Source organism: Acinetobacter sp. YH12040 (assembly GCF_013420005.1).
GTDB classification, from domain to species: domain Bacteria; phylum Pseudomonadota; class Gammaproteobacteria; order Pseudomonadales; family Moraxellaceae; genus Acinetobacter; species Acinetobacter amyesii.
Genome location: NZ_VOZB01000003.1, coordinates 229,626 through 251,997 on the forward strand (window position 1 = coordinate 229,626; position 22,372 = coordinate 251,997).

Here is a 22,372-nt window from a genome sequence, read left to right on the forward strand (position 1 = left end):
ATATAAATAGTTGGATAGATAAGAAATATGCAAGATGTATAAGTCGATTGAAACCCTGCTCGTGGAAATCCCAACAATCCGTCCGCACAAGATGGCTGTTGCAACCATGCAAACGCAAACCCTTGTTTTGATTAAAATCACTACCGAAGATGGTTATATCGGTTGGGGTGAAGCGACGACGATTGGTGGTCTAGGCTATGGTGAAGAAAGCCCTGAAAGCATTCGAATCAATATTGAAACTTATTTTAGTCCTTTACTGAAAACTCTCACTGGTTTGAATGTTGCTCAAACCATGCAAGCCATTAAACGTAATATTAACGGCAATCGCTTTGCTAAATGTGCCATTCAAACGGCGCTACTCGATATTTTGGCGCAGCGTTTAAATCTGCCTTTGAGTGAATTATTGGGCGGTCGTTTACGTGACAGCTTACCTGTTCTTTGGGTACTTGCATCTGGCAATACGGAAAAAGACATTGCCGAAGCACAAAAGATGATTGCGGCAAAACGACACAATATTTTCAAACTTAAAATCGGTTCACGCCCCGTTGAAGCTGATGTTGAGCATGTTTTAGCCATAAAAAAAGCGTTAGGTTCAGACATTTCTATACGTGTAGATGTCAACCGTGCATGGTCTGAATTAGATGCCATTAAAGGCATTCAATTGTTACAAGATGGTGGTGTTGATCTGATTGAGCAGCCTTGTGCAATCGATAACATTGACGCGATGCGCCGTTTAACTCGTCGTTTTGATATAGCCATTATGGCAGATGAATCATTGATGGGTCCGCAAACGGCATATCAACTTGCGCGGCACAATTCTGCCTCTGTTTTTGCAGTCAAAGTTGCACAGTCTGGTGGTTTAATCGAAGGCTGTGAGGTTTCTAAAATCGCCAAACTTGCGGGTATCGATTTATATGGTGGAACCATGCTTGAAGGCCCTGTGGGCACTATTGCATCGGCACATGCATTTTCTACATTTGACAATTTAGCTTATGGCACAGAGCTTTTTGGTCCATTGCTGTTGACTGAAGAAATTTTAAAAAACCCACTTCAATATCAAGATTTCGAACTCAAGATTCCGACCACAGCAGGTTTAGGGATTGAAATTGATGAAAACAAAATTGATGACTTACGTCGTAAATAACATTTAGCTAGGAGTGAGAAATGCTTTTCCAAGTACGCATGGATGTCAATATTCCATTAGATATGCCAGTCGAAAAAGCCAATGAAATTAAAGCTGTAGAAAAAGCTTATTCACAAGATCTACAACGTCAAGGTAAATGGCGCCATATCTGGCGCATTACTGGTCAATATTCAAATATCAGTATTTTTGATGTTGAAAGCAATGAAGAGTTACACAACATTTTACAAGGATTACCCCTTTACCCGTATATGAATATTGAAGTTATGGCTTTAAATCGTCATCCCTCTTCTGTTCGTAGTGATGATAGCTGATGCGTTTGGATTCCAATTGTGTAGCACATGATTGGAGTCCATTGATCTGCATTTTTAAGTTTGTAAACATTTGAAATAAAAGATTATCTTCCTTACATGACTGAAGTGGTTAGTCAGGTAAATAGTTTTATCGTTCTTGATGAAGGATCGTAGCATGATTGATAAAAGTACCGCTTCCTTAACAGAAGCACTTTCTCAAATTAAGGATGGATCTACCATTATGATTGGCGGCTTCGGTACGGCTGGTCAGCCTGCTGAACTGATTGATGGACTGATTGAACTTGGCATCAAAGATCTCATCATCGTCAACAACAATGCAGGTAATGGTGACTATGGATTGGCTAAATTACTCAAAGCTGGTGCTGTCCGTAAGATGATCTGTTCTTTCCCTCGCCAATCGGACTCTTGGGTGTTCGATGAATTATATCGTGCAGGAAAAATAGAACTTGAGCTTGTACCACAAGGTAATTTGGCTTGCCGTATTCAGGCGGCAGGCATGGGTTTGGGTCCAATTTATACACCAACAGGTTTTGGTACGTTGTTGGCAGAAGGCAAACCTACACTCAATTATGAAGGCAAAGATTTTGTCCTCGAAAATCCAATTAAAGCTGATTTTGCTTTAATCAAAGCTCATCAGGGCGACCGCTGGGGCAACTTGGTTTACAACAAATCAGCGCGTAATTTTGGCCCCATTATGGCTATGGCAGCAGATGTGACAATTGCTCAGGTTTCTGAAGTTGTTGAACTTGGTGCATTGGACCCAGAGCACATTATTACCCCTGGTATTTTTGTACAACATGTTGTTGCTGTTCAACCTGCACAGCTTGAGCAATCTGCATAAATCACGTGAGGAAAGAACCATGAGCTATACCAAATTAACCCGTGATCAAATTGCAGAACGTGTTGCACAGGATATTCCAGATGGTGCTTATGTCAATTTAGGCATTGGCTTACCCACTAAAATTTCAAATTATTTACCAACAGACAAAGATGTTTTTCTACATTCAGAAAATGGCCTTTTAGCTTTTGGTCCTCCTCCGGCTAAAGGCGAAGAAGACCCTGAATTAATTAATGCAGGAAAAGAGTTTGTTACTATGCAAACGGGCGGCTGCTTTTTTCACCATGGTGACTCTTTTGCCATGATGCGTGGCGGGCATTTAGATATTGCAGTATTAGGCGCTTTTCAGGTTGCCCAAAATGGTGACTTAGCAAATTGGCATACTGGTGCGCCAGATGCAATTCCTGCTGTAGGTGGTGCAATGGATTTGGCTGTTGGGGCGAAAAAAGTCTTTATTACTACAGACCATGTGACCAAAAAAGGTGAACCGAAAATTGTCGCTGAATTGTCATACCCTGCGACAGGCCTGCAATGTGTCGATCGTATTTACACAGATTTGTGCGTGATTGATGTAACAGTTGAAGGCATGAAAGTGATTGAAAAAGTTGAGGGTCTGAGCTTTGACGAATTACAGTCAATGACCGGTGCAAAGCTGATAGATACGACAGCATAAAGCAAAAAGTCCCTCCTTGATTAAAGGAGGGATTTAGGGAGGATTAATATTCAAAAATTAACTTCCTGTAAATCCCTCCCAACCTCCCTTTAAAAAGGGAGGAGCTGAGTTTTTAGGATTTATAAAATGAAAAATGCCTATATTATTGATGCAATCCGCACCCCTTTCGGTCGCTATGCGGGCGGTTTGGCAGCAGTACGTACCGATGACCTAGGTGCCTTACCTATCAAGGCACTGATGCAGCGAAATCCAAGTATTGCTTGGGAGTCTGTTGATGACGTGATTTACGGCTGTGCGAACCAAGCCGGTGAAGATAACCGTAATGTTGCACGAATGTCGTCGCTACTCGCAGGTGTCCCTTTTCAAGTTCCTGCTACAACTGTGAACCGACTTTGTGGTTCATCACTTGATGCAATTGCGATGGCAGCCCGTGCAATTAAAGCAAATGAAGCAGACTTAATTATTGCTGGCGGTGTTGAAAGTATGTCCCGTGCGCCCTTTGTTATGGGTAAATCGGAAAGTGCTTATGGACGCAGCCAAAAGATTGAAGACACCACCATGGGCTGGCGTTTTATCAATCCAATACTCAAACAAATGTATGGCGTGGAAACCATGCCTCAAACCGCTGAAAATGTGGCAGAACAATTCAATATTAACCGTGCTGATCAAGATGCTTTTGCCTTAGAAAGTCAGCGCCGTACAGCTGCTGCACAAGCCAATGGTTTTTTTGAGAAAGAAATCATCTCTGTAATCATTCCACAGCGTAAAGGCGACCCACTGATAGTCGATACAGATGAGCATCCACGCGCATCGACGACAGCAGAAGGCTTAGCAAAACTCAAACCTGTGGTGAAAGCAGATGGTACGGTAACTGCGGGCAATGCTTCAGGAATCAATGATGGTGCGGCTGCACTACTGATTGCTTCAGATGATGCTGTTAACAAATTTAAGTTAAAGCCACGAGCCAAAATTATTGCGGCAACGGTGGTGGGTGTTGAACCCAAAATCATGGGCTTTGGTCCTGCGCCTGCCATCAAAAAGCTATTAGCTCAAACAAGTCTAAGCCTTGAACAAATGGATGTGATCGAGCTGAATGAAGCTTTTGCGGCTCAAGCCTTAGCGGTTACCCGTGAACTAGGTTTAGAAGATAGCGCTAAACATGTCAATCCAAACGGTGGCGCTATTGCTTTGGGGCATCCTTTAGGTGCATCTGGAGCTCGTTTAGTGACGACTGCGTTAAATCAACTTGAGGCAATTTCAGGTCAATATGCCCTCTGTTCGATGTGCATTGGTGTCGGTCAAGGCATCGCTTTGATTATTGAACGTGTTTAATCCCCAATAAAAGTCCTCCTTCTCATGGGGGGATTTAGGAGATTTATAAAATTAAGGATTCAAAATATGCCTACATTCATATCCAATGATGCTTTGATTAATTACGCAACTTTTGGTGACCACACACAACCTGCGATTGTCTTTTCTAACTCTTTAGGCACAAAGTTCAGCATGTGGAAGCCTCAGATAGAGGCGCTGCAGCAGGATTATTTTGTCATTTGTTATGATACACGTGGTCATGGTGCATCTTCTGCCCCTCAAGGGCCTTATAGCCTTGATCAATTGGGTACAGATGTCATCCATTTATTGGATCATTTAAATATTCAACAGGCCACATTTTGTGGAATATCGATGGGTGGTTTAACAGGTCAATGGCTTGCAATACATCATCCTGAACGCTTTAACCATGTCATTGCATGCAATACCGCTGCAAAAATTGGGCAAGAATCAGCTTGGAATGAACGTGCACAGTTAGTCCGTCAACAAGGTCTGAAACCAATTGCAGAAACGGCAGCATCACGATGGTTTACAGAACCCTTTATCCAAAGTAACACGGCAACTGTACAATCTTTGAGTAACGACCTCGGAGCTGGCAGCCCAGAAGGTTATGCAAGTTGTTGTGAAGCTTTGGCTAAAGCGGATTTACGCAATGAAATCTCGTCTATTCACATCCCAGTATTGATTATTGCAGGTCAACAAGACCCTGTAACTACAGTTGCAGATGGTCAATTCATGCAAGAACGCATTGCAAATAGCCAATTATTTGAAATTAATGCATCGCATATTTCAAACATTGAACAGCCAGATGCATTTAATCAGGCTTTGCAGAATTTTATACAGCAATAATAAGCAGCTGAACAAATTCAATGTAATGTTATTAAAATAGAGCCTTGCCATTGTGCAGGGCTTTATTTCGTTTGAAGGCTTATACTCTCATCAATGGAGGTGGTATCGATGATCTTGCTGTGCAATTAGTAGACTTGAAAAATAGGCATATAAATGCTTATTGCGTGCAGCATTGCGGAAATTGGTTTGTGTATAATCCAGAATTTGAATGTTATAGCTTTAAGAAAAAATATCAAGGCGCAAAAGTATGGACATCTCTTTCATACAAAAAAATAAAGACCGTATTGCAGGCCCAAGCTTTGATGAATAATTATACTTTATCTAGAAAATTAACATTAAAAGCACTCCGTAAATGAATATTGATATTGAAAAAGACCGAAGTATTGGAGTCCTTCGGTCTAAACTTTTAACTCCACTCATTCCACATAGGCGTTTAAGCCCATATATTGAAGAATAGTTTGAAGAATAATCCCATGAAATTTTAAGCTGCAGGATGATTGAGTTGATCAATGATGCCTTGTGCAGCCAATTCATTTAATTCAGCTTCAGTTTTAAATTGAGACAAAATTTCGATTGTGTGCTGCCCTAACTGCGGCGGTGCATGACGGTATTCTACAGGCGTATCAGATAATTTCATCGGTGATCCAATCACTTTAAAATCATGATTTAAAGCATGTGGAATATTCACAACCATTTGACGATGTTGAATTTGCGGTTCATTTAATGCGTCTTCTACAGAGTTGATTACACCCACTGGCACTTTTACCGCATGAATCGCATCAACCCAAACTTGAGCATCTTGAGTCAGAAAATAAGCACTCAATAATGGAATTAATTCTTCACGGTGCTTCACTCGATCTTGATTACGTAAATAGTTCGGCTGATCTAGCAGTTCTTTATAGCCAATCGCAATACACAAATCTTTAAATTGTTTGTCATTACCACAGGCAATAATAAATTCTTTATCTTTAGCTTTAAAGGTTTGATACGGCACAATATTCGGGTGATTATTTCCCATGCGCTTGGGTGCTTTGCCCGAGGTCAAATAGTTCATACCTTGATTGGCCAAAGCCGCTACCTGTACATCGAGTAATGACATATCAATATATTGACCACGTCCAGTATGTTGCCGTGCTAACAATGCCGCCTGAATGGCAATCGTTGAGTACAGTCCGGTCTGAATGTCGACCACAGCGACCCCCACCTTTTGTGCGCCACCACCGATTACATCATCAGATTCACCAGTAATACTCATCAGACCAGACATGCCTTGAATAATAAAGTCATAGCCTGGTTCTTCCGCACGTGGACCATCCTGACCAAAACCTGTAATTGAGCAATATACGATATTGGGATTTAGTGCACTGAGCGATGCATAATCCAAACCATATTTTGCAAGTGAACCTGCTTTGTAGTTTTCAATCACGACATCTGCAGTTTGGGCAATTTCACGGACTAGGGCTTGCCCTTCTTCACTGGCAATATCAATGGCTACAGAATATTTATTGCGGTTCGCACATTGGTAATAGCCTGATTCTTTCGTCGCTTTACCTTGCTGATTTGGCATCCAGGGTGGTCCCCACATGCGGGTATCATCCCCGACTTTAGGACGCTCAATTTTGATTACCTCTGCACCTAAATCAGCCAATATTTGACCGCACCAAGGACCTGCCAAAACACGGCTTAAGTCCAATACACGAATTCCTTTTAATGCACCCATAGTTCACTCCAGATGTGCCATAGTATTGAGCTATGGCACAGATCTTTTAATTATTTTACTGTTGCAGTTTTTGCAGATGCTTTTTGTTCTGCATCATCAACATATGTATCTACACTTGCCAGTTTTTCTTTTTCCGCATCTGAAGAAAGTGATGCTTGCTGGGGATCATATTGACGTTCACGAATGAACAAGCCCGGAATAACACCTGCAATAAAGTACGCAGTACCCATTACAATAAAGGCCATAGTGAATGATCCGCCAGCGGCAATCATACCAATGGTTGCTGGTGCTATGGCTGCGCCTAAACGTCCCATATTGTAAGCACCGCCAATAGCCGTACCGCGTACATCCGTCGAGAAGCTTTCTGCCATATAAGTTGCATTTACACCGTATGGAATACCGTATAAGAAACCGAAAGTTACGAGTAAATAGGCGATATTGGTTGGTGTGTTATAGAAAATGATGATCGGTAAGAATGCTGCCGTAGCTACCGTACCAAACACAAAGGTAATACGACGTCCGAACTTGTCAGCGGCATAGCCTGCTAAAATTTTACCCAGAATCATGGCGGTATATGCGCCTACCATATAGCCTGTCATCGCTTTAAAGTTCATGCTGAGTTCGGTTTCTAGATACGTTGGCATCCAGTTGTTGACACCGTAGTAACCGAATTGTAGAAATGCAGCGGTCGACATCCAAAAGAAGAACATTTTACGATGATTGGTATGCCCAAAAATACGTTTATAAATACTTTCAGAAGGTGCATTTTGATTGACTGCAGCATGTTGCTGTACAGGTTCAAGTTTTAATTCACGGCGTTTTAGCTGCTCAATTTTTGCTTCCTGCCAAGATTTTGGTTCAGGAACAAAACGCATAAAGATCAGGGCAAAAGCAGCAGGAATAATGGTGACATAAAATAGCATGCGCCAGCCGTGATCTGGAATAATGGCACCCGCCATCAGCGTTGCAACGATATACCCCACAGTTTGACCCGTCTGCAAAGTCCCAAGTACTGTTGTGCGGTATTTGGTTGGTACATATTCTGCCATCAGCGTATTACACGCCATATAAAGTGAGCCCAGACCAAATGCGCCAATAAAACGTAAAATTAAAAATTGTTCATAGCTTTGGGTAAAGCCTAAAATACAGGTCATGATTGAGAAAAATACTACCGACCAAGCAATAGTTTTCACACGGCCAAATTTATCGCACGCCCATCCACCCGAAATACCACCCAGCGCCATCCCTGCTAAAGAAGAACTACCGAGCATTCCGGCTTGAAATGTACTTAAACCAAATTCAGCCTTTAAACTGGTCAGGCTGAATGACAGCAACATGATGTCTACACCATCAATCACCAAGGAAATAAAGGCAAAAATAAAAGCCATTTTCCAAGTGTTGCTTGTAATACGATGCATCGTGCCCACGTTAGAAGGCAATTTGAGCGTTCCTGCTCCGTTTCGCATTTCGTTATTCATTTCCTTGTTCCTCATTTTCCCAAATGAGTCATCGGCATTCCTATGTCTGCACATTTGCCTTTTTTATTCTTTTTATTTCATCACTGCTCAGGCTATTGCACAGAGTTACAAGAGTGTTTCACGATGAATCCTTTATTGATTAAGTTTATTTTTGCATAAAAAGTCTCTAAGGCACTCTATGTAGAGCACCTTATCGATATATAATTCAATTAGTTACCAAAAGCCGCGATGCCTGTTTGCGCACGACCTAAGATCAGTGCATGTACATCATGCGTTCCTTCATACGTGTTGACGACTTCGAGATTGACCAAATGGCGGGCAACACCAAACTCATCAGAAATGCCGTTACCACCCATCATGTCACGCGCAACACGGGCAATATCTAAAGCCTTGCCACAGTTGTTACGTTTAATTAATGATGTGCCTTCTACAGCAGCAATGCCTTCATCTTTCATACGTCCAAATCGAAGCGCAGCTTGTAAACCCAAGGCAATCTCAGTTTGCATATCTGCCAGTTTCTTTTGAATCAGCTGATTCGCTGCCAATGGTCGGCCAAACTGTTTACGGTCCATAGTATATTGGTGCGCTGTATGCCAGCAGAATTCTGCGGCGCCCATTGCGCCCCAAGCGATACCATAACGAGCACTATTTAGACAGGTAAATGGACCTTTTAAACCACGTACTTCTGGAAAAGCATTCTCTTCAGGGACAAAGACATTGTCCATCACAATTTCACCGGTAATCGATGCACGTAAGCCAACTTTACCGTGAATTGCAGGAGCAGATAGACCTTCCCAGCCTTTTTCTAAAATAAAACCACGAATGTCACCAACATTACCTTCAGGCGATACTTCTTTCGCCCAAACAACAAACACGTCGGCAATTGGGCTGTTGGTAATCCACATTTTTGCACCCGTGAGACGATAGCCACCTTTGACTTTTTTTGCACGAGTAATCATGCTACCTGGGTCAGAGCCATGATCTGGTTCAGTTAAACCAAAACAGCCAATGTATTCGCCTGTTGCCAGCTTTGGTAGGTATTTCTGTTTTTGCGCTTCAGAGCCAAATTCATTAATGGGCACCATCACCAAAGAACTTTGAACGCTGGCCATTGAACGGTAGCCAGAATCCACATATTCAATTTCACGTGCAACGAGACCATAACTAACATAGTTTAGACCTGCGCCGCCGTATTGCTCTGGAATCGTTGGGCCAAGTAAGCCAAGTTCGCCCATTTCTCGGAAAATAGATGCATCGGTTTTTTCATGGCGGAATTGTTCGAGTACACGTGGCTGTAAACGCTCTTGACAGTATGCATGCGCAGTATCGCGAATCATGCGTTCTTCTTCAGTTAATTGCTGTTCCAAAAGAAACGGATCTTGCCAGTTAAATTGTACTTTTGGTTTTTTTACATTGACCATTTGATTCATAGCATCCTCTGCTTTTTCGGGCTTTCTTTGTTTTATTCGATGCTATGTGTGAAAAGTGATTCATTCAAACGAATAATTTGCATGTAGATATGCGCCTTTCGCATACCTGAGCTTTGTTCACAGCGTGTTAAGCACTTTAGCCACTGATTTGAACTGCAGATTGCTTTATTTATAGACTATAGTGGTATATGAAAATCATTCTTATATGCCATTTTGTGATACCTCTCGATAAAAAGGACTTTATCTATGCGGCGTAATATTCCATCATTGCAAAGCTTAATTTGCTTTGAATCTGCTGCAAAACACGCAAGTTATACGCATGCTTCTCAAGAGTTATTTATTACTCAAAGTGCCGTGTCGCGCCAAATTCAACAGCTTGAAGAATATTTAGGTGTAATGCTATTTAGCCGAACACGTCACGGTGTCGATCTCACAGAAGCAGGCAAGCAATATGCAAAAAGTATTAAACCCTTTTTGCAAGGCATCGAAAAAAGCACTTCTGATATCATGACGCACAAAGGCTTAGGCGGTACTTTAAAACTGGGCGTTGTGCCAACGTTCGCCACACGTTGGCTGTTGCCAAAATTACATAAATTAAATGCGCAACATCCTGAAATTACCGTGCATTTGGAAACCAGTACCAAACCTTTTTTGTTTAATGAAAATGTCTTTGACGCGGCGATTTTTGCAGGAACGCAACAACAAATTGAGCATTGGCCTGGCATTCAAGCGCATTATTTAATGGATGAAGAAGTGGTTCCCGTTTGTTCCCCCAAATTGATTGAAAACAACTTTCCACTTGCGGAAATGACAGATGATCACAGTTTTAATTTAAGCGATGATGAATTGCTTCAATTGCCCTTATTACAGCAAACCACCCGTCCAAGTATTTGGCAAGAATGGTTTCAAGCCCATCAAATTCAGCATCCCAAGCCTTTCGATGGGCAGAGGCATGAACTATTTTCTATGCTTTCTGTGGCAGCCAGTCATGGCATGGGTATGGCACTGATTCCACAAATGCTGATCGAAGCAGAACTGAGAAAAAAAGAATTGGTGATTGCATCAAATAAGAAATTGCACGGTAGCAGAAAATATTATTTAGTCCACTCGAGCCAAGACAGTTCACCGCAAATACAAAAATTTGTCGATTGGGTGCTACAGGAGTTGCATCAGTTGAGCTGAATTAATCGCTATATTTTGGGTACAGTGAACTCACTGAACATCTATTTAATAAATGCAGTAGCACTCAATAGATTTATAAATTAGATATAAGGCTTAAATGACTATGCAAAAAGTTGTGGTGTTTTCAGGTGCTGGTATGAGCGCAGAAAGCGGCATCAATACTTTCCGTGACAGCGATGGTCTTTGGGAACAGCATCGTATTGAAGATGTTGCGACACCAGAAGCTTGGGCACGTAACCCTGCTTTAGTACAGCGTTTTTATAATGAACGCCGTAAACATATTTTAGCCGCAGAGCCAAATGCAGCGCATAAATTGATTGCTGAACTCGATGATTTTTTTGATGTACAAGTCATCACACAAAATATTGATGATCTACATGAACGTGCAGGCAGTCAAAATGTGCTGCATTTGCATGGCAATATTCGCTACGCTAAAAGCTCTGGCCCTCAGGCGCAATATACGCAGGAAATTTTCCCTATTGAAGGTGCAGATTTAAACTTAGAGACCGACAAATGCCCTGAGGGTTATCCTTTACGTCCACATGTGGTCTGGTTTGGCGAAGCAGTTCCTGCCTATGAAGATGCCAGTGTGAGTGTGCAAACAGCAGATATTTTTATTGTGATTGGCACGAGTCTGGCTGTCTATCCTGTGGCAGGATTGATTCACGAAATCCCTGCCAACTGCCGTGCATTTTATATCGACCCGAAAGCAGATTATCAGCGTGTACCTGAGCAGTATCAATTGATTAAAGCAGGCGCGAGTGAAGGAATGAAAAAACTGTTTTTGCAATTGGTTGCGCCATAAAAGCACATTTTGGCATCAGTTTTGATCTAAAAAATGATATCGCCTGCTTCTTTTGCAGGCTTTTTGCTGTTTATAGCCTATATAACTTTGCTTAAGTCCAATAAATCATGCCATACACGCGCTTGGCATTCAAATTGCTTAACAGTATTACGTTTTATTAAAAAAGTAATATTGGGGCTTGGTCAGTATGGGTTATGTCGCAAGAGAGCTCAATCCAAAAAGTAAGCTATTGCTTGGCTTAGGATCATTTTTAATTCCTGTGCTCATTTGGTGTGCAGTGAGTTATTTGCCATTTTTATGGCATCCACAGGTGCAAATTACGCAGTCTGGCAGTGTGCAGTATTTTCAGGTTGATAGCCGTGTAGACAAAGCGGTGTTTTATGCCGAAGCGCAATCTGCGGTCAATGCAGGTTTAGCACCACCTCAAGGTAAACTGGTCAATCCAATCTATTTACCTGCACCGCACGAAGTAGCAAAAGCATTAGTTACGGCTTTTATAACTCCGCCTGCCCAACCTGATGCCCCATGGTTTCATCAAAGCTTATGGCACAGCATTAAAATTGTGTTCAGCGCTTTTTTTATTGCCTCTCTCATCGGTATTCCGCTGGGTATTCTTTGCGGTTTTTCTCAAAAAATATCTCAACTGACCGAACCCTTTGTTGAGTTTTTCCGCTACTTGCCCGCTCCTGCTTTTGGTGCCTTAGCCGTTGCGATTTTAGGCATTAATGATGCACCTAAAATCGCCATTATTGTGATTGGTACGCTATTTCAGCAAATTCTAATTATTGCCAATACCACACGGATGGTTGACCGTGGCTTGATCGAAGCAGGTTTTACGCTGGGCACCAATAAATTGAAAAGCTTATTTCATGTGGTGATTCCAGCGGCGCTTCCCGACATTTACCGCGACTTGCGTGTCTTGCTCGGCTGGGCTTGGACTTATCTGATCGTATCTGAACTGATTGGCACAACCTCTGGGATCACATGGTTTATTACTCAACAAGCGCGTTACCAAAACTTTGACAATGTCTATGCCGCGATCCTCATCATTGGGGTGATTGGTTTGGTGTGCGATGTGGTGCTCATGAAACTCGGACAACGTCTATTTAAATGGAAAGCAGGAGCAAAATAATGAACAGCACAGAATTTAATGCCACCACTTATTTCGATGCAATTTATGCGCGCCCTGTCATTTTAGAAGCAAAAAAACTTACACAAAGTTTTAAGCACGGCAAAACTGAACGCACTATTTTAAATCAGTTGGATTTAAAGATTCATAAACGTGAATTTATCTGCGTGATTGGCCCATCGGGTTGCGGTAAATCGACCTTTAGCCGAATTGTGGCTGGACTTGACCCTTACAGTAGCGGTGAATTGCTGGTCGATGGCCAAGCCATTGAAGGCCCAAGTCCTGAGCGTGGCATGGTGTTTCAAGGCTACACGCTTTTTCCATGGAAAACGGTCAAAGAAAATGTGATGTTCGGCCCTTTAATGAAAGGTGCCAGCAATGCTTCGGCTGAATCCAGCGCCCGCGAATGGATTGATATTATTGGTCTAGAAAAATACCAAGATCAGTACCCGCATCAGCTTTCTGGCGGGATGAAACAGCGCGTTGCTATTGCCCGCGCATTGGTTAATGAACCCAAAATATTATTGATGGATGAGCCGTTTGGCGCGCTTGACCCGCATACCCGTCAAAAAATGCAAAAACATTTAATGGATCTTTGGCAAAACGTTGATATCACCATCATTTTTGTGACCCACGATATGGATGAAGCCATTTTATTGGCGGATCGTATTGTGGCGCTCAAAGCCAATCCTGGTGAAATTAAAGAAATAATTGAGGTCGATTTACCCCGTCCTCGTAATCCTGAACTCATGCTGAGTCCTGAATTTAAACAACTGCGCGAACGTGTAGATTTCTTGGTACATGCACAGGAAGACGAGCTCGACCCTGCGATGGAAAACCTACCGAAAATTCCGCGTATGACCCAAGTCAGTACGCAAAAATAACTGGATTAATCCCTCTTCATCTTTAGGACGGCCTAAATGATGTACTACAGCGTTGGACGGCCAACATTATAGGAATTGAAGATGAATGAATCTTATGTTTTGCCACTTGTTGATATTTCAAAAATGCAAAGCACGGTACTGTCAGAACGCTTAGAGGTGGCAACCGCGTTGGATCAAGCCTGTAAAGATGTTGGTTTTCTATATTTAAAAGGTGATCAGTTCAATTTTGATTTTGCGACATCACTTATTCAGGTGGCAAAGCGTTATTTTCAACAAGATACCGCCAGTAAAATGCAACACTATATTGGGCTGTCGAAAAATCATAGTGGCTATGTGCCAATTGGTGAAGAACAGTTTGCTGGCAACAGCTACGATTTAAAAGAAGCTTATGACGTCAATTATGATTACCATGGCGAACCTACAGCATTTCCCTTGCTGGGCCCTACGTTATGGCCAGATGATGCCACATTTAAAAGTACGGTCAGTGATTATTACCACCATTTACGTAGTATCAGCGAACAAATTTTTCAGGCCTTTGCTTTAGCATTGAATGTAGATGAGCATTTTTTTGATTGCAAAATTACCCATCCGACCAGCCAACTGCGTCTAATCCATTATCCCTATAACCCTGAAGTTAAAGATGCCGAAGGTATTGGCGCACATACAGACTATGAATGTTTTACACTGCTCTTGCCGACGGCACCGGGTTTACAGGTACTCAATAAACAAGGTGAATGGATGGATATTCCATTGATTGAAAATACCTTGGTGATGAATATTGGCGACATGATGGAAATTTTGTCGAATGGCAAATATTTGGCCACCAAACACCGTGTTAAAAAAGTCCCTGAAGAACGCTACTCTTTCCCTCTGTTCTGTACCTGTAATTACGACACGATCATTGAGCCTGTACATTCTACTGACGCGCCCAAATATCAGCCCTTAATTGGCGGTGAGCATTTATTTAATCAAACCGCGCAAACCTTTAATTATCTTAAAAAACGTATCGCTTCAGGAGAGCTGAGTCTAAGAAATGCTGTGCCGTTGTCATCATTTGGTATGGATGAAAATACAGAAGTGCAAGGAGCAAGCGCATGAATCTATTTCAAGCTTTAAAACAGCTTCCAGCCAGCCAAGAGGTTTCAGGTCCTATTCCAGACTATTTATATGGTGCTTTTCGCCGTAAAAGCATTAGTTTTTCGAATGGATTAATGGATGAAAAAACCATTGTGTATTGGTTTCAGTCACGTAGTTTCACCATCGATCTACGTTTAAAAAGCCGTGAAAATACGCCAGTGAATGAACGTCAAGGCTGGATTGGCAACACTCTTTGGGATGCTGAACAGCAATTATTGTCTTGGGACGTTAAAGCACACTCAAATTATCAAAATCATGTGCAATGGCCAGAACTTGCAAAACTACATGCGATTGGCAACTGTATTTTAGAATTCTCTCCAAGCAATGCGTATGTCGAAGACTGGCGTCAACAAGTGCATGAAGGGTTATTTTTAGGCCTGCGCTTGAAGTCAGCTTTAGATGTAGAAAGCCATCAGCCATTGCAGATTGATGGCGGTTTAATTATTTGTGATAAGCATGTGGCCTTTGCACGGAGCCGTTTACCTACAGATCAGCAAACTGTTGCCAGCATCGATATATCATCTGCACCTACTATGTATGAAACGGTGATTGAAAGCTTTGAAGTATCCATCGCTGTAGATGGTCTGCATAAGCACTATACAACGACTTCATCTCAGCAAGATCAACCACTTAACTTTGATCATTTCAAAGTTATTGATGAAACACATTTAATGCAAAACGTCATTATTAATGGTCAAGCAATACAGCTGATGTTCGAGGTGGATATTTATGTTCCGCATTATGCATTTCAGCGTCGCACTGATACCACGACAGAAAGTACAGATTGGTTGCAAAATGAAAAACAGCACCTCTTGTACCATGCCGTAGAATGTCTATAGGAAATCAATGTCGTTTATATATTTGCTCATCGCAATCATTGCTGAAGTGATTGCCACGTCCGCCTTAAAAGCCAGCAATGGCTTTACTGAACTAGTACCGATTATTTTTACCGTATTGGGCTATGCCATTGCACTCTTCTTTTTAGGTTTGACCTTTAAATCAATTCCTATGGGATTGGCCTACGCCATGTGGTCTGCTGCCGGCATTGTACTTATTTCTTGTGTGGGCTGGATTGTGTTTAAACAAAATTTAGACCTGCCTGCCATGATTGGTTTGGCCTTTATTTTATTGGGTATTGTGATTATTAATGTTTTTTCTAAAAGCACAGAGCTTTGAAATGTCAGTTTTAAAATGAATTTTTTAAATAATATCTCTGAAATTTTAAAGACTTAAATTGCTTTAAATAAAAATGCTCTAGCTTGCTGTTGCACACTAGAGCATACGCTTCGAATGAATTAACTGTGATCAGTCGGCTTCTATAAAATGCCTTTCACTAGAAAAAAGCATCCAACAATACATAACAGCACCGCAAAACATTTTTTCAGTACTGCTGGTGAAAGCGCATGCGCAGTTTTCGCGCCATATTTAGCCGTAAAGAAACTCATCACACTAATGCCCAAAAAGGCATAGATATGAATAAAGCCAATGGTATTTGGAATTTCAACTTGCTGTTTCATACCAAAAAACATAAAGCCTAATGCACCAGCAATGGCAATGGGTAAACCGCAAGCCGCAGACGTCCCGACCGCTTTTTGCATCACCACGCCATTTGCCGTTAAATACGGTACCGTAATACTACCGCCGCCAATCCCGAAGATGGCCGATGCAACGCCGATACCCGAACCTGCTGCAATTTGTTTAGCTGTAGATGGCAGTGTTTTGTTGGGATGGACTGGCTTTTTTGCACCCATAAACATGGTATAAGCCACCCAAAGTAAAAACACACCGACAATCATTTGCAGATGTAAGCCTGACAGCCAGCCTGCAATACCCGCGCCTGCAAAACAACCAATCGCCATAGGCGGAGCTAAATTTTTAAATACAGGCCAAATCACAGCGCCATTTTTATTATGCGCCATCAATGAACTGATAGACGTCACAACAATCGTAGCCAAAGATGTGCCGAGCGCCAAATGCATAATCACATCGGGACTATAACCCATTTGGCTAAAAACAATATAGAGCAATGGCACAATGATAGTACCGCCGCCAACGCCAAACAGCCCCGCAGCAAAACCTGCAAATGCGCCAATAATTAAGAAAGTAATGAGTTCCACGAAATAGATACTTTTAAAGTGATGTATTGAAGAAGTCTGACTGGTTTAAGCCAACTCCACTTGACCAACAGCATGATAAGCGCGGTTGAAATATACCAAGCTTTCCTCCTGCTGACTTTGCTTGATTGCAACCACACGGCACATAAACACACTGTGCGTACCCACTTCTTGAATCTGTTCAATCTGACAGTCAAAACTGACCAAAGCATCTTTTAATATCGGTGAACCTGTTTCTAATACAGTCCAAGAACCCAATTTAAAACGCTCTTCCGAATTGAATTTGCTTGAAGCAAAAGCATTGGAAATTTGCTCATGCTGTGCGCCTAAAACATTGACAGAAAGAACTTTATTTTCAAGAAAATGCGCATGAGAACGAGATGATTGATTCATACAAACCAGCAAAGTTGGCGGTGTATCTGTCACACTGCATACTGCTGATGCTGTAAATCCATGCATGCCTGCTTCACCCTCAGTCGTAATCACGTTGACTGCAGTCGTCAATAAAGACATTGCATTTCTAAAAACAGTTGCTTCAATCATCTCTTCAATCTCAATGGTCTATATGGCTTATCTCTTTCTCAGGTTTGGGCAATAGCAAATTTAATTTCCTTATTGCCCTTACATGAAATTGAGTCAGCTCGAATTTATGCGGTCAATTCTTGGCGAATAATAGCAGCGCCTGCGCTTAGCGCATTTAGTTTGCCTTGCGCCACGTGGCGAGGTAAAGGCGCCATACCGCAGTTTGTTGAAGGATATAGCTTGTCGGCATCTACAAACTGAAGCGCTTTGCGTAATGTATTTGCTACTTCTTCTGCTGTTTCAACCTGATTGGTTGCTACATCAATGGCGCCAACCATCACTTTTTTACCGCGGATGAGTTCAATCAAATCCATCGGTACACGAGAGTTTTGGCATTCAAGCGAGATGATATCGAGCTTCGATTGCTGCAATTTCGGGAATGATTCTTCGTATTGGCGCCATTCATTACCTAAAGTTTGTTTCCAATCAGTATTGGCTTTAATACCGTAACCATAGCAAATGTGAACTGCTGTTTCGCATTTCAAACCTTCAAGCGCACGCTCTAAGGTCGCAATACCCCAGTCATTGACTTCATCAAAAAATACGTTAAACGCAGGCTCATCAAATTGAATAATATCCACGCCTGCCGCTTCAAGCTCTAACGCTTCTTGATTCAGGATTTTAGCAAATTCCCAAGCCAATTTTTCACGGCTCTTGTAATGACCATCATACAAAGTATCAATCATCGTCATCGGGCCTGGCAAAGCCCATTTGATCGGCTGATTGGTTTGGCTGCGTAAGAATTTTGCATCATCAACAAACACTGCTTTCTTACGAGATACTTCACCGACCACAGACGGTACACTTGCATCATAACGATTACGAATACGCATCGTTTCACGCTTTTCGAAATCTACACCTTCAAGATGTTCAATAAATGTGGTTACAAAATGCTGACGGGTTTGTTCGCCATCGCTGACAATATCAATGCCTGCATGGATTTGTTCATGCAAAGATAATTTCAACGCATCACGCTTTGCATCTAATAATTCTTCGCCTTCAAGTTTCCATGCTGACCACAATTTTTCAGGTTCAGCCAGCCAAGATGGTTTAGGTAAGCTGCCAGCAGTTGAAGTTGGGAGTAAAATGGCCATATTCGATCTTCTATCTCTATTTTCTTTAAAACGGGTGGTTTAACTCACCCGTGTTTCATCTATTTGCGTGATTTAAAATTAAGCTGCGGCTGCATTTTCAATACTAAAATTAGCCGCCCACTCATTCAGAATGTCTTTATATGGCTGGATAAAGTTCTCTTCTGTCCATTTGCCCTGTTTAACCGCCAACTGACCACGTTCAACACGGTCATAAACAATACGGGTTAATGAATAATCACCGAAGCTTAAGCTTGGTTGATACACTAAACCTGCTGTCGCATTGGTATTGTAAATTTCAGGACGGTAGATTTTTTGGAAACTTTCCATGGTGCTGATCGCGCTGATCAGTTCGAAATCTGTATAGTCGCTGAGCAAGTTATTTGCCGAATAGAATGCCAATGGTGCAGTTGCATTTTCAGGTTTAAAGTAACGAACGCTTAAGCCCATTTTTGCAAAATAATCATCGGTACGTGAATAGTCATCATTAGTGTATTCCACACCTAAGATCGGATGCACATTTGCAGTACGGTAATAGGTTTTTGTCGTTGAAACACTTAAACAGATGACAGGCTGTTTTTTAAATTCAGCTTTGAATACATCTGAATTGATCAAATGTTGATATAGCTTGCCATGTAAATCACCAAAATCTTCAGGTTTTTCATTGAACTTACAGCCGAGTGCTGGTAATACCACGCTGAAGTCATAGTCACGTACATACGATGAAAAACTGTTGCCGATCATGCCTTCAATGCGTTCATTGGTTTTATGGTCGATGATGGTGCTCTTTAAAGTTTCAATAAATGGGAAAGTTTGACCATTGCCTTCCACATCGAGTTCAGCCGAAATGATGTCAATTTCAAGTGAATAACGATCTGCATTTGGGTTGTCACAAGTAGCTAAACTATTGAAACGGTTATTAATCATTGCCAAAGTACGGCGCAGATTCTCTTCACGGTGTTCACCACGTGCCAAATTGGCAAAGTTCGTTGTTAAACGTGTATTGTCAGCTGGTTTATAGTTTTCATCAAAGCGGATACGTTTGATTGAACATGCAAATTTATGACTCATGGAGATTCACTACCCTAAAATTAAAAATAATCAAAATTTCTGTATGAAGTAATTTATACGTGAAACTTAAGATGAATAAAAATGATTTAACCTCAACTCAAAGTGAGATAAATTCATGTTTAAGATTTAAATACAATGAATTTTCTTCAACTATGCATCATTCAACTAGCGATAAAAAAACTGCCACCCAGGTAGCATTTAAATTTTATTTAATATAAATAAGGGCTTAAAAAAAATTCAATGAAAATTTTTTCATTCAAACACACATCTGAAATGTGTCGAATCGTACAGATTGGCTCAATATCTCCACTCTCAAAATTCAGCGATTTATTCATTCGGGTGAATTTTTCTAACTTTAAAATGAAAAAAGATCAAATCACTAATTGTTTTAATATTGAATCTGTAACACTAATATACTTTTGCCCTGAGCTATAAGGTTCTTAAAACTTGCCATAAATAGAAAACCAAATATGAAATAAGCATATATTCATGTCGTTTCAGCTTTTTAGTCAATATACTGAATATTACTCAACTTGTACTTAGAAAAAATCAGCATATTCGAGCTTTGGTATGTTAAGGAATCGCTAAAATATTCGGTTTATACTTATACCTTCTTTAAATCATGTCTAATAAATTAGAACGTCAGACACTGACTCTCCCAGTAGGTCATGACAAGTTTTTACTCCACTCTTGCTGTTTCACCATGCTCTGGCGAAGTCATGGAAACATTAATTGAATCAGGTATCGATTTTTCAATTTTCTTTTACAATCCCAATATTCATCCTGTGAAAGAATATGAAATCCGTAAAGAGGAAAATATCCGCTTTGCCGAGAAACATAACATTCCGTTTATTGACTCTGACTATGACACAGACAATTGGTTTGCTCGCGCTAAAGGTATGAAAATGAGCCTGAAAAAGGCATTCGTTGCACGATGTGTTTTGATATGCGCTTCGAGCGTACTGCACTTTATGCGGCAGAACATGGTTTTAGCTTAATTAGTAGCTCACTGGGAATTTCACGCTGGAAAAATATGAAACAGATTAATGACTGTGGTCATCGCTCCGCTTCACATTATGAAGGCATAAGTTATTAGGACTATAACTGGCATAAAAATCGTGGCGCTGTGCGAATGCTAGAGATCAATAAAAATGAGGAATTTTACCAGCAAGAATATTGTGGGTGCGTATATTCACTGCGTGATACCAACCGCTGGCGTATGAGTCATGGCCGTGACTGTATCAAACTGGGTGTAAAGTTTTACTCAAATGCCATGGATGAAGAAGCTTGAGTTCTGCACTTCATTATTTGCATTGATATTAAATTGATGATGTTAAGCCCTGAAGAATTTATACTATTCAGGGCTTATTTTTATTTACGTTTCAACTTATTTCAGTTCTTCAACCAAAGCTGGATAGATTGATCCATCGACATCCATTTCGGTTTTATAAATGCCATTGGCAACATTAAATTTATTTACGTGGTAGCTAGAACCATAAATCGAGTCAAAACCAGTTCCTTTTTTAAAGACTTGTTTGTTGGCAGCTAAATCCAGTAAATGTGTCCCGCCAATAAACTGTTCATATTGTGCAGGATCAACACCAACACGGGTCGACATGATTTTCACTGCATCGGCATGCGTTGCAGGGGCGTTGATGTATTTAACTGTTTTATCCCAAACTTGAATGATTTTTTTCCATTCTTCTTTGTTAGCAGATAAATGCGCCATGTTGACGGTTAATGTGTCATAAATCAGACCGGGTTTATCTTTCGATGTATAAATAATTTTAGAGCCAGCAACAGCTTTCAGCGCTTGATTTGCGACTGGTTGCCACACGGCAATCGCTGCAATATCAGGACTTGCAAATACTTGTGGCAGCTCGTTGGTCATGGTGTTGACCAACTTTACTTCAGAAGCTTGAATTTTTGCATCATCTAACGCCGTCGTCAAAAGCAAATGATCAACCAAGCCTTTTTCTGTCGCGATACTTTTTCCTTTTAAATCAGTTAAACTATTGATGCCATCTTTAGCAATGATGACATCATTCCCCGCAGAATAGTCCGTCGCCATAATCATGACGCCTTTCGTGCCGCCAGAACCCGTGACTAAGTTGTCACCATTGGTGACTAGAACAGCATCCAACTGATTTGCCGCAAATGCAGATAGTGAAGCTGAATAATCAAACCATTTAAAGTCTACATTGACGCCGGCTTCTTTCAACCAGCCTTTTTCAATAGCAACTTGCCATGCGACAAAACCAGGCCAGTCGCTATAGCCGATCGTGATGGCTTTTGTATTGACGGTGCCTTCTGCTTGCGCGTTTGGTTCAGGTGTTTTGGCTGTATTGTCACACCCCCCCAGTAAGATAGCGGTCACAACGGATGCAGATAAGCAGGCTTTTTTGATCATAGTTCGATTTCCCCGATGGCATTACAGTTAAATTTGGTATTGGTGTTCAAAAACGATGGTGTATTCGGATTACTGACAGATTGAGCATTACGCTTTGCACTATTTGGTCTATGGTTGGCTGCATTAGCATGTGCTTGCTTTTGGTTTGTGATTTGATCTTTAAACTGATCTTGTGATCGATATAATTGGCCCATT

At 41.3% G+C, this 22,372-nt stretch carries 23 protein-coding genes and 1 pseudogene; 15 read left to right on the forward strand and 9 right to left on the reverse strand.

The features are described from left to right. Nucleotides 1-34 precede the first annotated feature (34 nt). From FTT99_RS04375 to FTT99_RS04405, 7 genes are all read left to right on the forward strand, one after another. Nucleotides 35-1,144: a muconate/chloromuconate family cycloisomerase gene (locus tag FTT99_RS04375; protein WP_180129760.1), complete on the forward strand. Its 1,110-nt coding sequence runs from the start codon at nucleotides 35-37 to the stop codon at nucleotides 1,142-1,144. Between the two features lie 20 nt (nucleotides 1,145-1,164). After that, on the forward strand, nucleotides 1,165-1,455 hold the full coding sequence (gene catC, locus FTT99_RS04380; RefSeq protein ID WP_078190886.1) for a muconolactone Delta-isomerase: 291 nt from the start codon (nucleotides 1,165-1,167) through the stop codon (nucleotides 1,453-1,455). A 154-nt stretch (nucleotides 1,456-1,609) separates the two neighbouring features. Next, nucleotides 1,610-2,296 carry a 3-oxoacid CoA-transferase subunit A gene (locus FTT99_RS04385; RefSeq protein ID WP_078193765.1) on the forward strand — a complete coding sequence of 229 codons (687 nt, stop codon included), beginning with the start codon at nucleotides 1,610-1,612 and terminating at the stop codon, nucleotides 2,294-2,296. A 19-nt stretch (nucleotides 2,297-2,315) separates the two neighbouring features. Beyond that, nucleotides 2,316-2,966: a 3-oxoacid CoA-transferase subunit B gene (locus tag FTT99_RS04390; RefSeq protein WP_078193766.1), complete on the forward strand. Its 651-nt coding sequence runs from the start codon at nucleotides 2,316-2,318 to the stop codon at nucleotides 2,964-2,966. A gap of 126 nt (nucleotides 2,967-3,092) precedes the next feature. Then, on the forward strand, nucleotides 3,093-4,298 hold the full coding sequence (pcaF, locus tag FTT99_RS04395; protein WP_180161261.1) for a 3-oxoadipyl-CoA thiolase: 1,206 nt from the start codon (nucleotides 3,093-3,095) through the stop codon (nucleotides 4,296-4,298). 66 nt (nucleotides 4,299-4,364) lie between these two features. Beyond that, nucleotides 4,365-5,144 carry a 3-oxoadipate enol-lactonase gene (pcaD, locus tag FTT99_RS04400; protein WP_180129757.1) on the forward strand — a complete coding sequence of 260 codons (780 nt, stop codon included), beginning with the start codon at nucleotides 4,365-4,367 and terminating at the stop codon, nucleotides 5,142-5,144. A gap of 71 nt (nucleotides 5,145-5,215) precedes the next feature. After that, a complete protein-coding gene (locus FTT99_RS04405; protein WP_257221490.1) occupies nucleotides 5,216-5,500 on the forward strand; it encodes a hypothetical protein in 285 nt (94 codons plus the stop codon). A gap of 125 nt (nucleotides 5,501-5,625) precedes the next feature. Here FTT99_RS04405 and FTT99_RS04410 read toward each other — a convergent pair whose 3' ends face one another. From FTT99_RS04410 to FTT99_RS04420, 3 genes are all read right to left on the reverse strand, one after another. After that, entirely contained in the window at nucleotides 5,626-6,864 is a 1,239-nt protein-coding gene (locus tag FTT99_RS04410; RefSeq protein WP_180129756.1) for a CaiB/BaiF CoA-transferase family protein, read from the reverse strand. Nucleotides 6,865-6,914: 50 nt separating this feature from the next. Further along, nucleotides 6,915-8,342, reverse strand: a complete 1,428-nt coding sequence (locus FTT99_RS04415; protein WP_180129754.1) for an MFS transporter — start codon at nucleotides 8,340-8,342, stop codon at nucleotides 6,915-6,917. A 209-nt stretch (nucleotides 8,343-8,551) separates the two neighbouring features. Continuing rightward, complete coding sequence (locus tag FTT99_RS04420; RefSeq protein WP_180129753.1) at nucleotides 8,552-9,772, reverse strand: acyl-CoA dehydrogenase; 1,221 nt, start codon at nucleotides 9,770-9,772, stop codon at nucleotides 8,552-8,554. 246 nt (nucleotides 9,773-10,018) lie between these two features. On the opposite strand from FTT99_RS04420, the gene FTT99_RS04425 reads away from it, so the two are divergent. From FTT99_RS04425 to FTT99_RS04455, 7 genes are all read left to right on the forward strand, one after another. Then, nucleotides 10,019-10,954, forward strand: a complete 936-nt coding sequence (locus FTT99_RS04425) for a LysR substrate-binding domain-containing protein (protein WP_180129751.1) — start codon at nucleotides 10,019-10,021, stop codon at nucleotides 10,952-10,954. Between the two features lie 103 nt (nucleotides 10,955-11,057). Beyond that, entirely contained in the window at nucleotides 11,058-11,759 is a 702-nt protein-coding gene (locus FTT99_RS04430) for a Sir2 family NAD-dependent protein deacetylase (RefSeq protein WP_180129803.1), read from the forward strand. A 187-nt stretch (nucleotides 11,760-11,946) separates the two neighbouring features. Next, a complete protein-coding gene (locus tag FTT99_RS04435; RefSeq protein ID WP_180129750.1) occupies nucleotides 11,947-12,891 on the forward strand; it encodes an ABC transporter permease in 945 nt (314 codons plus the stop codon). Next, a complete protein-coding gene (locus tag FTT99_RS04440; RefSeq protein ID WP_180129748.1) occupies nucleotides 12,891-13,772 on the forward strand; it encodes an ABC transporter ATP-binding protein in 882 nt (293 codons plus the stop codon). Before FTT99_RS04435 ends, FTT99_RS04440 begins: the two co-directional genes overlap by 1 nt. Nucleotides 13,773-13,853: 81 nt before the next feature. Further along, complete coding sequence (locus tag FTT99_RS04445) at nucleotides 13,854-14,870, forward strand: isopenicillin N synthase family oxygenase (RefSeq protein WP_180129746.1); 1,017 nt, start codon at nucleotides 13,854-13,856, stop codon at nucleotides 14,868-14,870. Further along, nucleotides 14,867-15,748: a hypothetical protein gene (locus FTT99_RS04450; RefSeq protein WP_180085001.1), complete on the forward strand. Its 882-nt coding sequence runs from the start codon at nucleotides 14,867-14,869 to the stop codon at nucleotides 15,746-15,748. The genes FTT99_RS04445 and FTT99_RS04450 overlap by 4 nt, the downstream gene beginning before the upstream one ends. Nucleotides 15,749-15,755: 7 nt before the next feature. Beyond that, nucleotides 15,756-16,085: a multidrug efflux SMR transporter gene (locus FTT99_RS04455; protein ID WP_168377505.1), complete on the forward strand. Its 330-nt coding sequence runs from the start codon at nucleotides 15,756-15,758 to the stop codon at nucleotides 16,083-16,085. A 140-nt stretch (nucleotides 16,086-16,225) separates the two neighbouring features. Here FTT99_RS04455 and FTT99_RS04460 read toward each other — a convergent pair whose 3' ends face one another. From FTT99_RS04460 to FTT99_RS04475, 4 genes are all read right to left on the reverse strand, one after another. Then, on the reverse strand, nucleotides 16,226-17,026 hold the full coding sequence (locus FTT99_RS04460; RefSeq protein ID WP_180085002.1) for a sulfite exporter TauE/SafE family protein: 801 nt from the start codon (nucleotides 17,024-17,026) through the stop codon (nucleotides 16,226-16,228). A gap of 45 nt (nucleotides 17,027-17,071) precedes the next feature. Further along, the gene (locus tag FTT99_RS04465; protein WP_180129745.1) at nucleotides 17,072-17,566 is read right to left on the reverse strand and encodes a flavin reductase; all 495 of its coding nucleotides are present in this window, start codon (nucleotides 17,564-17,566) and stop codon (nucleotides 17,072-17,074) included. A 104-nt stretch (nucleotides 17,567-17,670) separates the two neighbouring features. Further along, complete coding sequence (locus FTT99_RS04470; protein ID WP_106984404.1) at nucleotides 17,671-18,699, reverse strand: methionine synthase; 1,029 nt, start codon at nucleotides 18,697-18,699, stop codon at nucleotides 17,671-17,673. Nucleotides 18,700-18,777: 78 nt separating this feature from the next. Next, nucleotides 18,778-19,767, reverse strand: coding sequence for a putative oxygenase MesX (locus tag FTT99_RS04475; protein WP_180129743.1), 990 nt, complete (start codon nucleotides 19,765-19,767; stop codon nucleotides 18,778-18,780). A gap of 622 nt (nucleotides 19,768-20,389) precedes the next feature. Here FTT99_RS04475 and FTT99_RS04480 point away from each other — a divergent pair. Then, a pseudogene (locus tag FTT99_RS04480) lies at nucleotides 20,390-21,058 on the forward strand (epoxyqueuosine reductase QueH). Between the two features lie 96 nt (nucleotides 21,059-21,154). Here FTT99_RS04480 and FTT99_RS04485 read toward each other — a convergent pair. Next, nucleotides 21,155-22,177 (reverse strand): ABC transporter substrate-binding protein, encoded by a 1,023-nt coding sequence (locus FTT99_RS04485; RefSeq protein WP_180129741.1) that lies wholly within the window; start codon nucleotides 22,175-22,177, stop codon nucleotides 21,155-21,157. Next, complete coding sequence (locus FTT99_RS04490) at nucleotides 22,174-22,371, reverse strand: hypothetical protein (protein ID WP_180129739.1); 198 nt, start codon at nucleotides 22,369-22,371, stop codon at nucleotides 22,174-22,176. Before FTT99_RS04490 ends, FTT99_RS04485 begins: the two co-directional genes overlap by 4 nt. Nucleotide 22,372 lies beyond the last annotated feature (1 nt).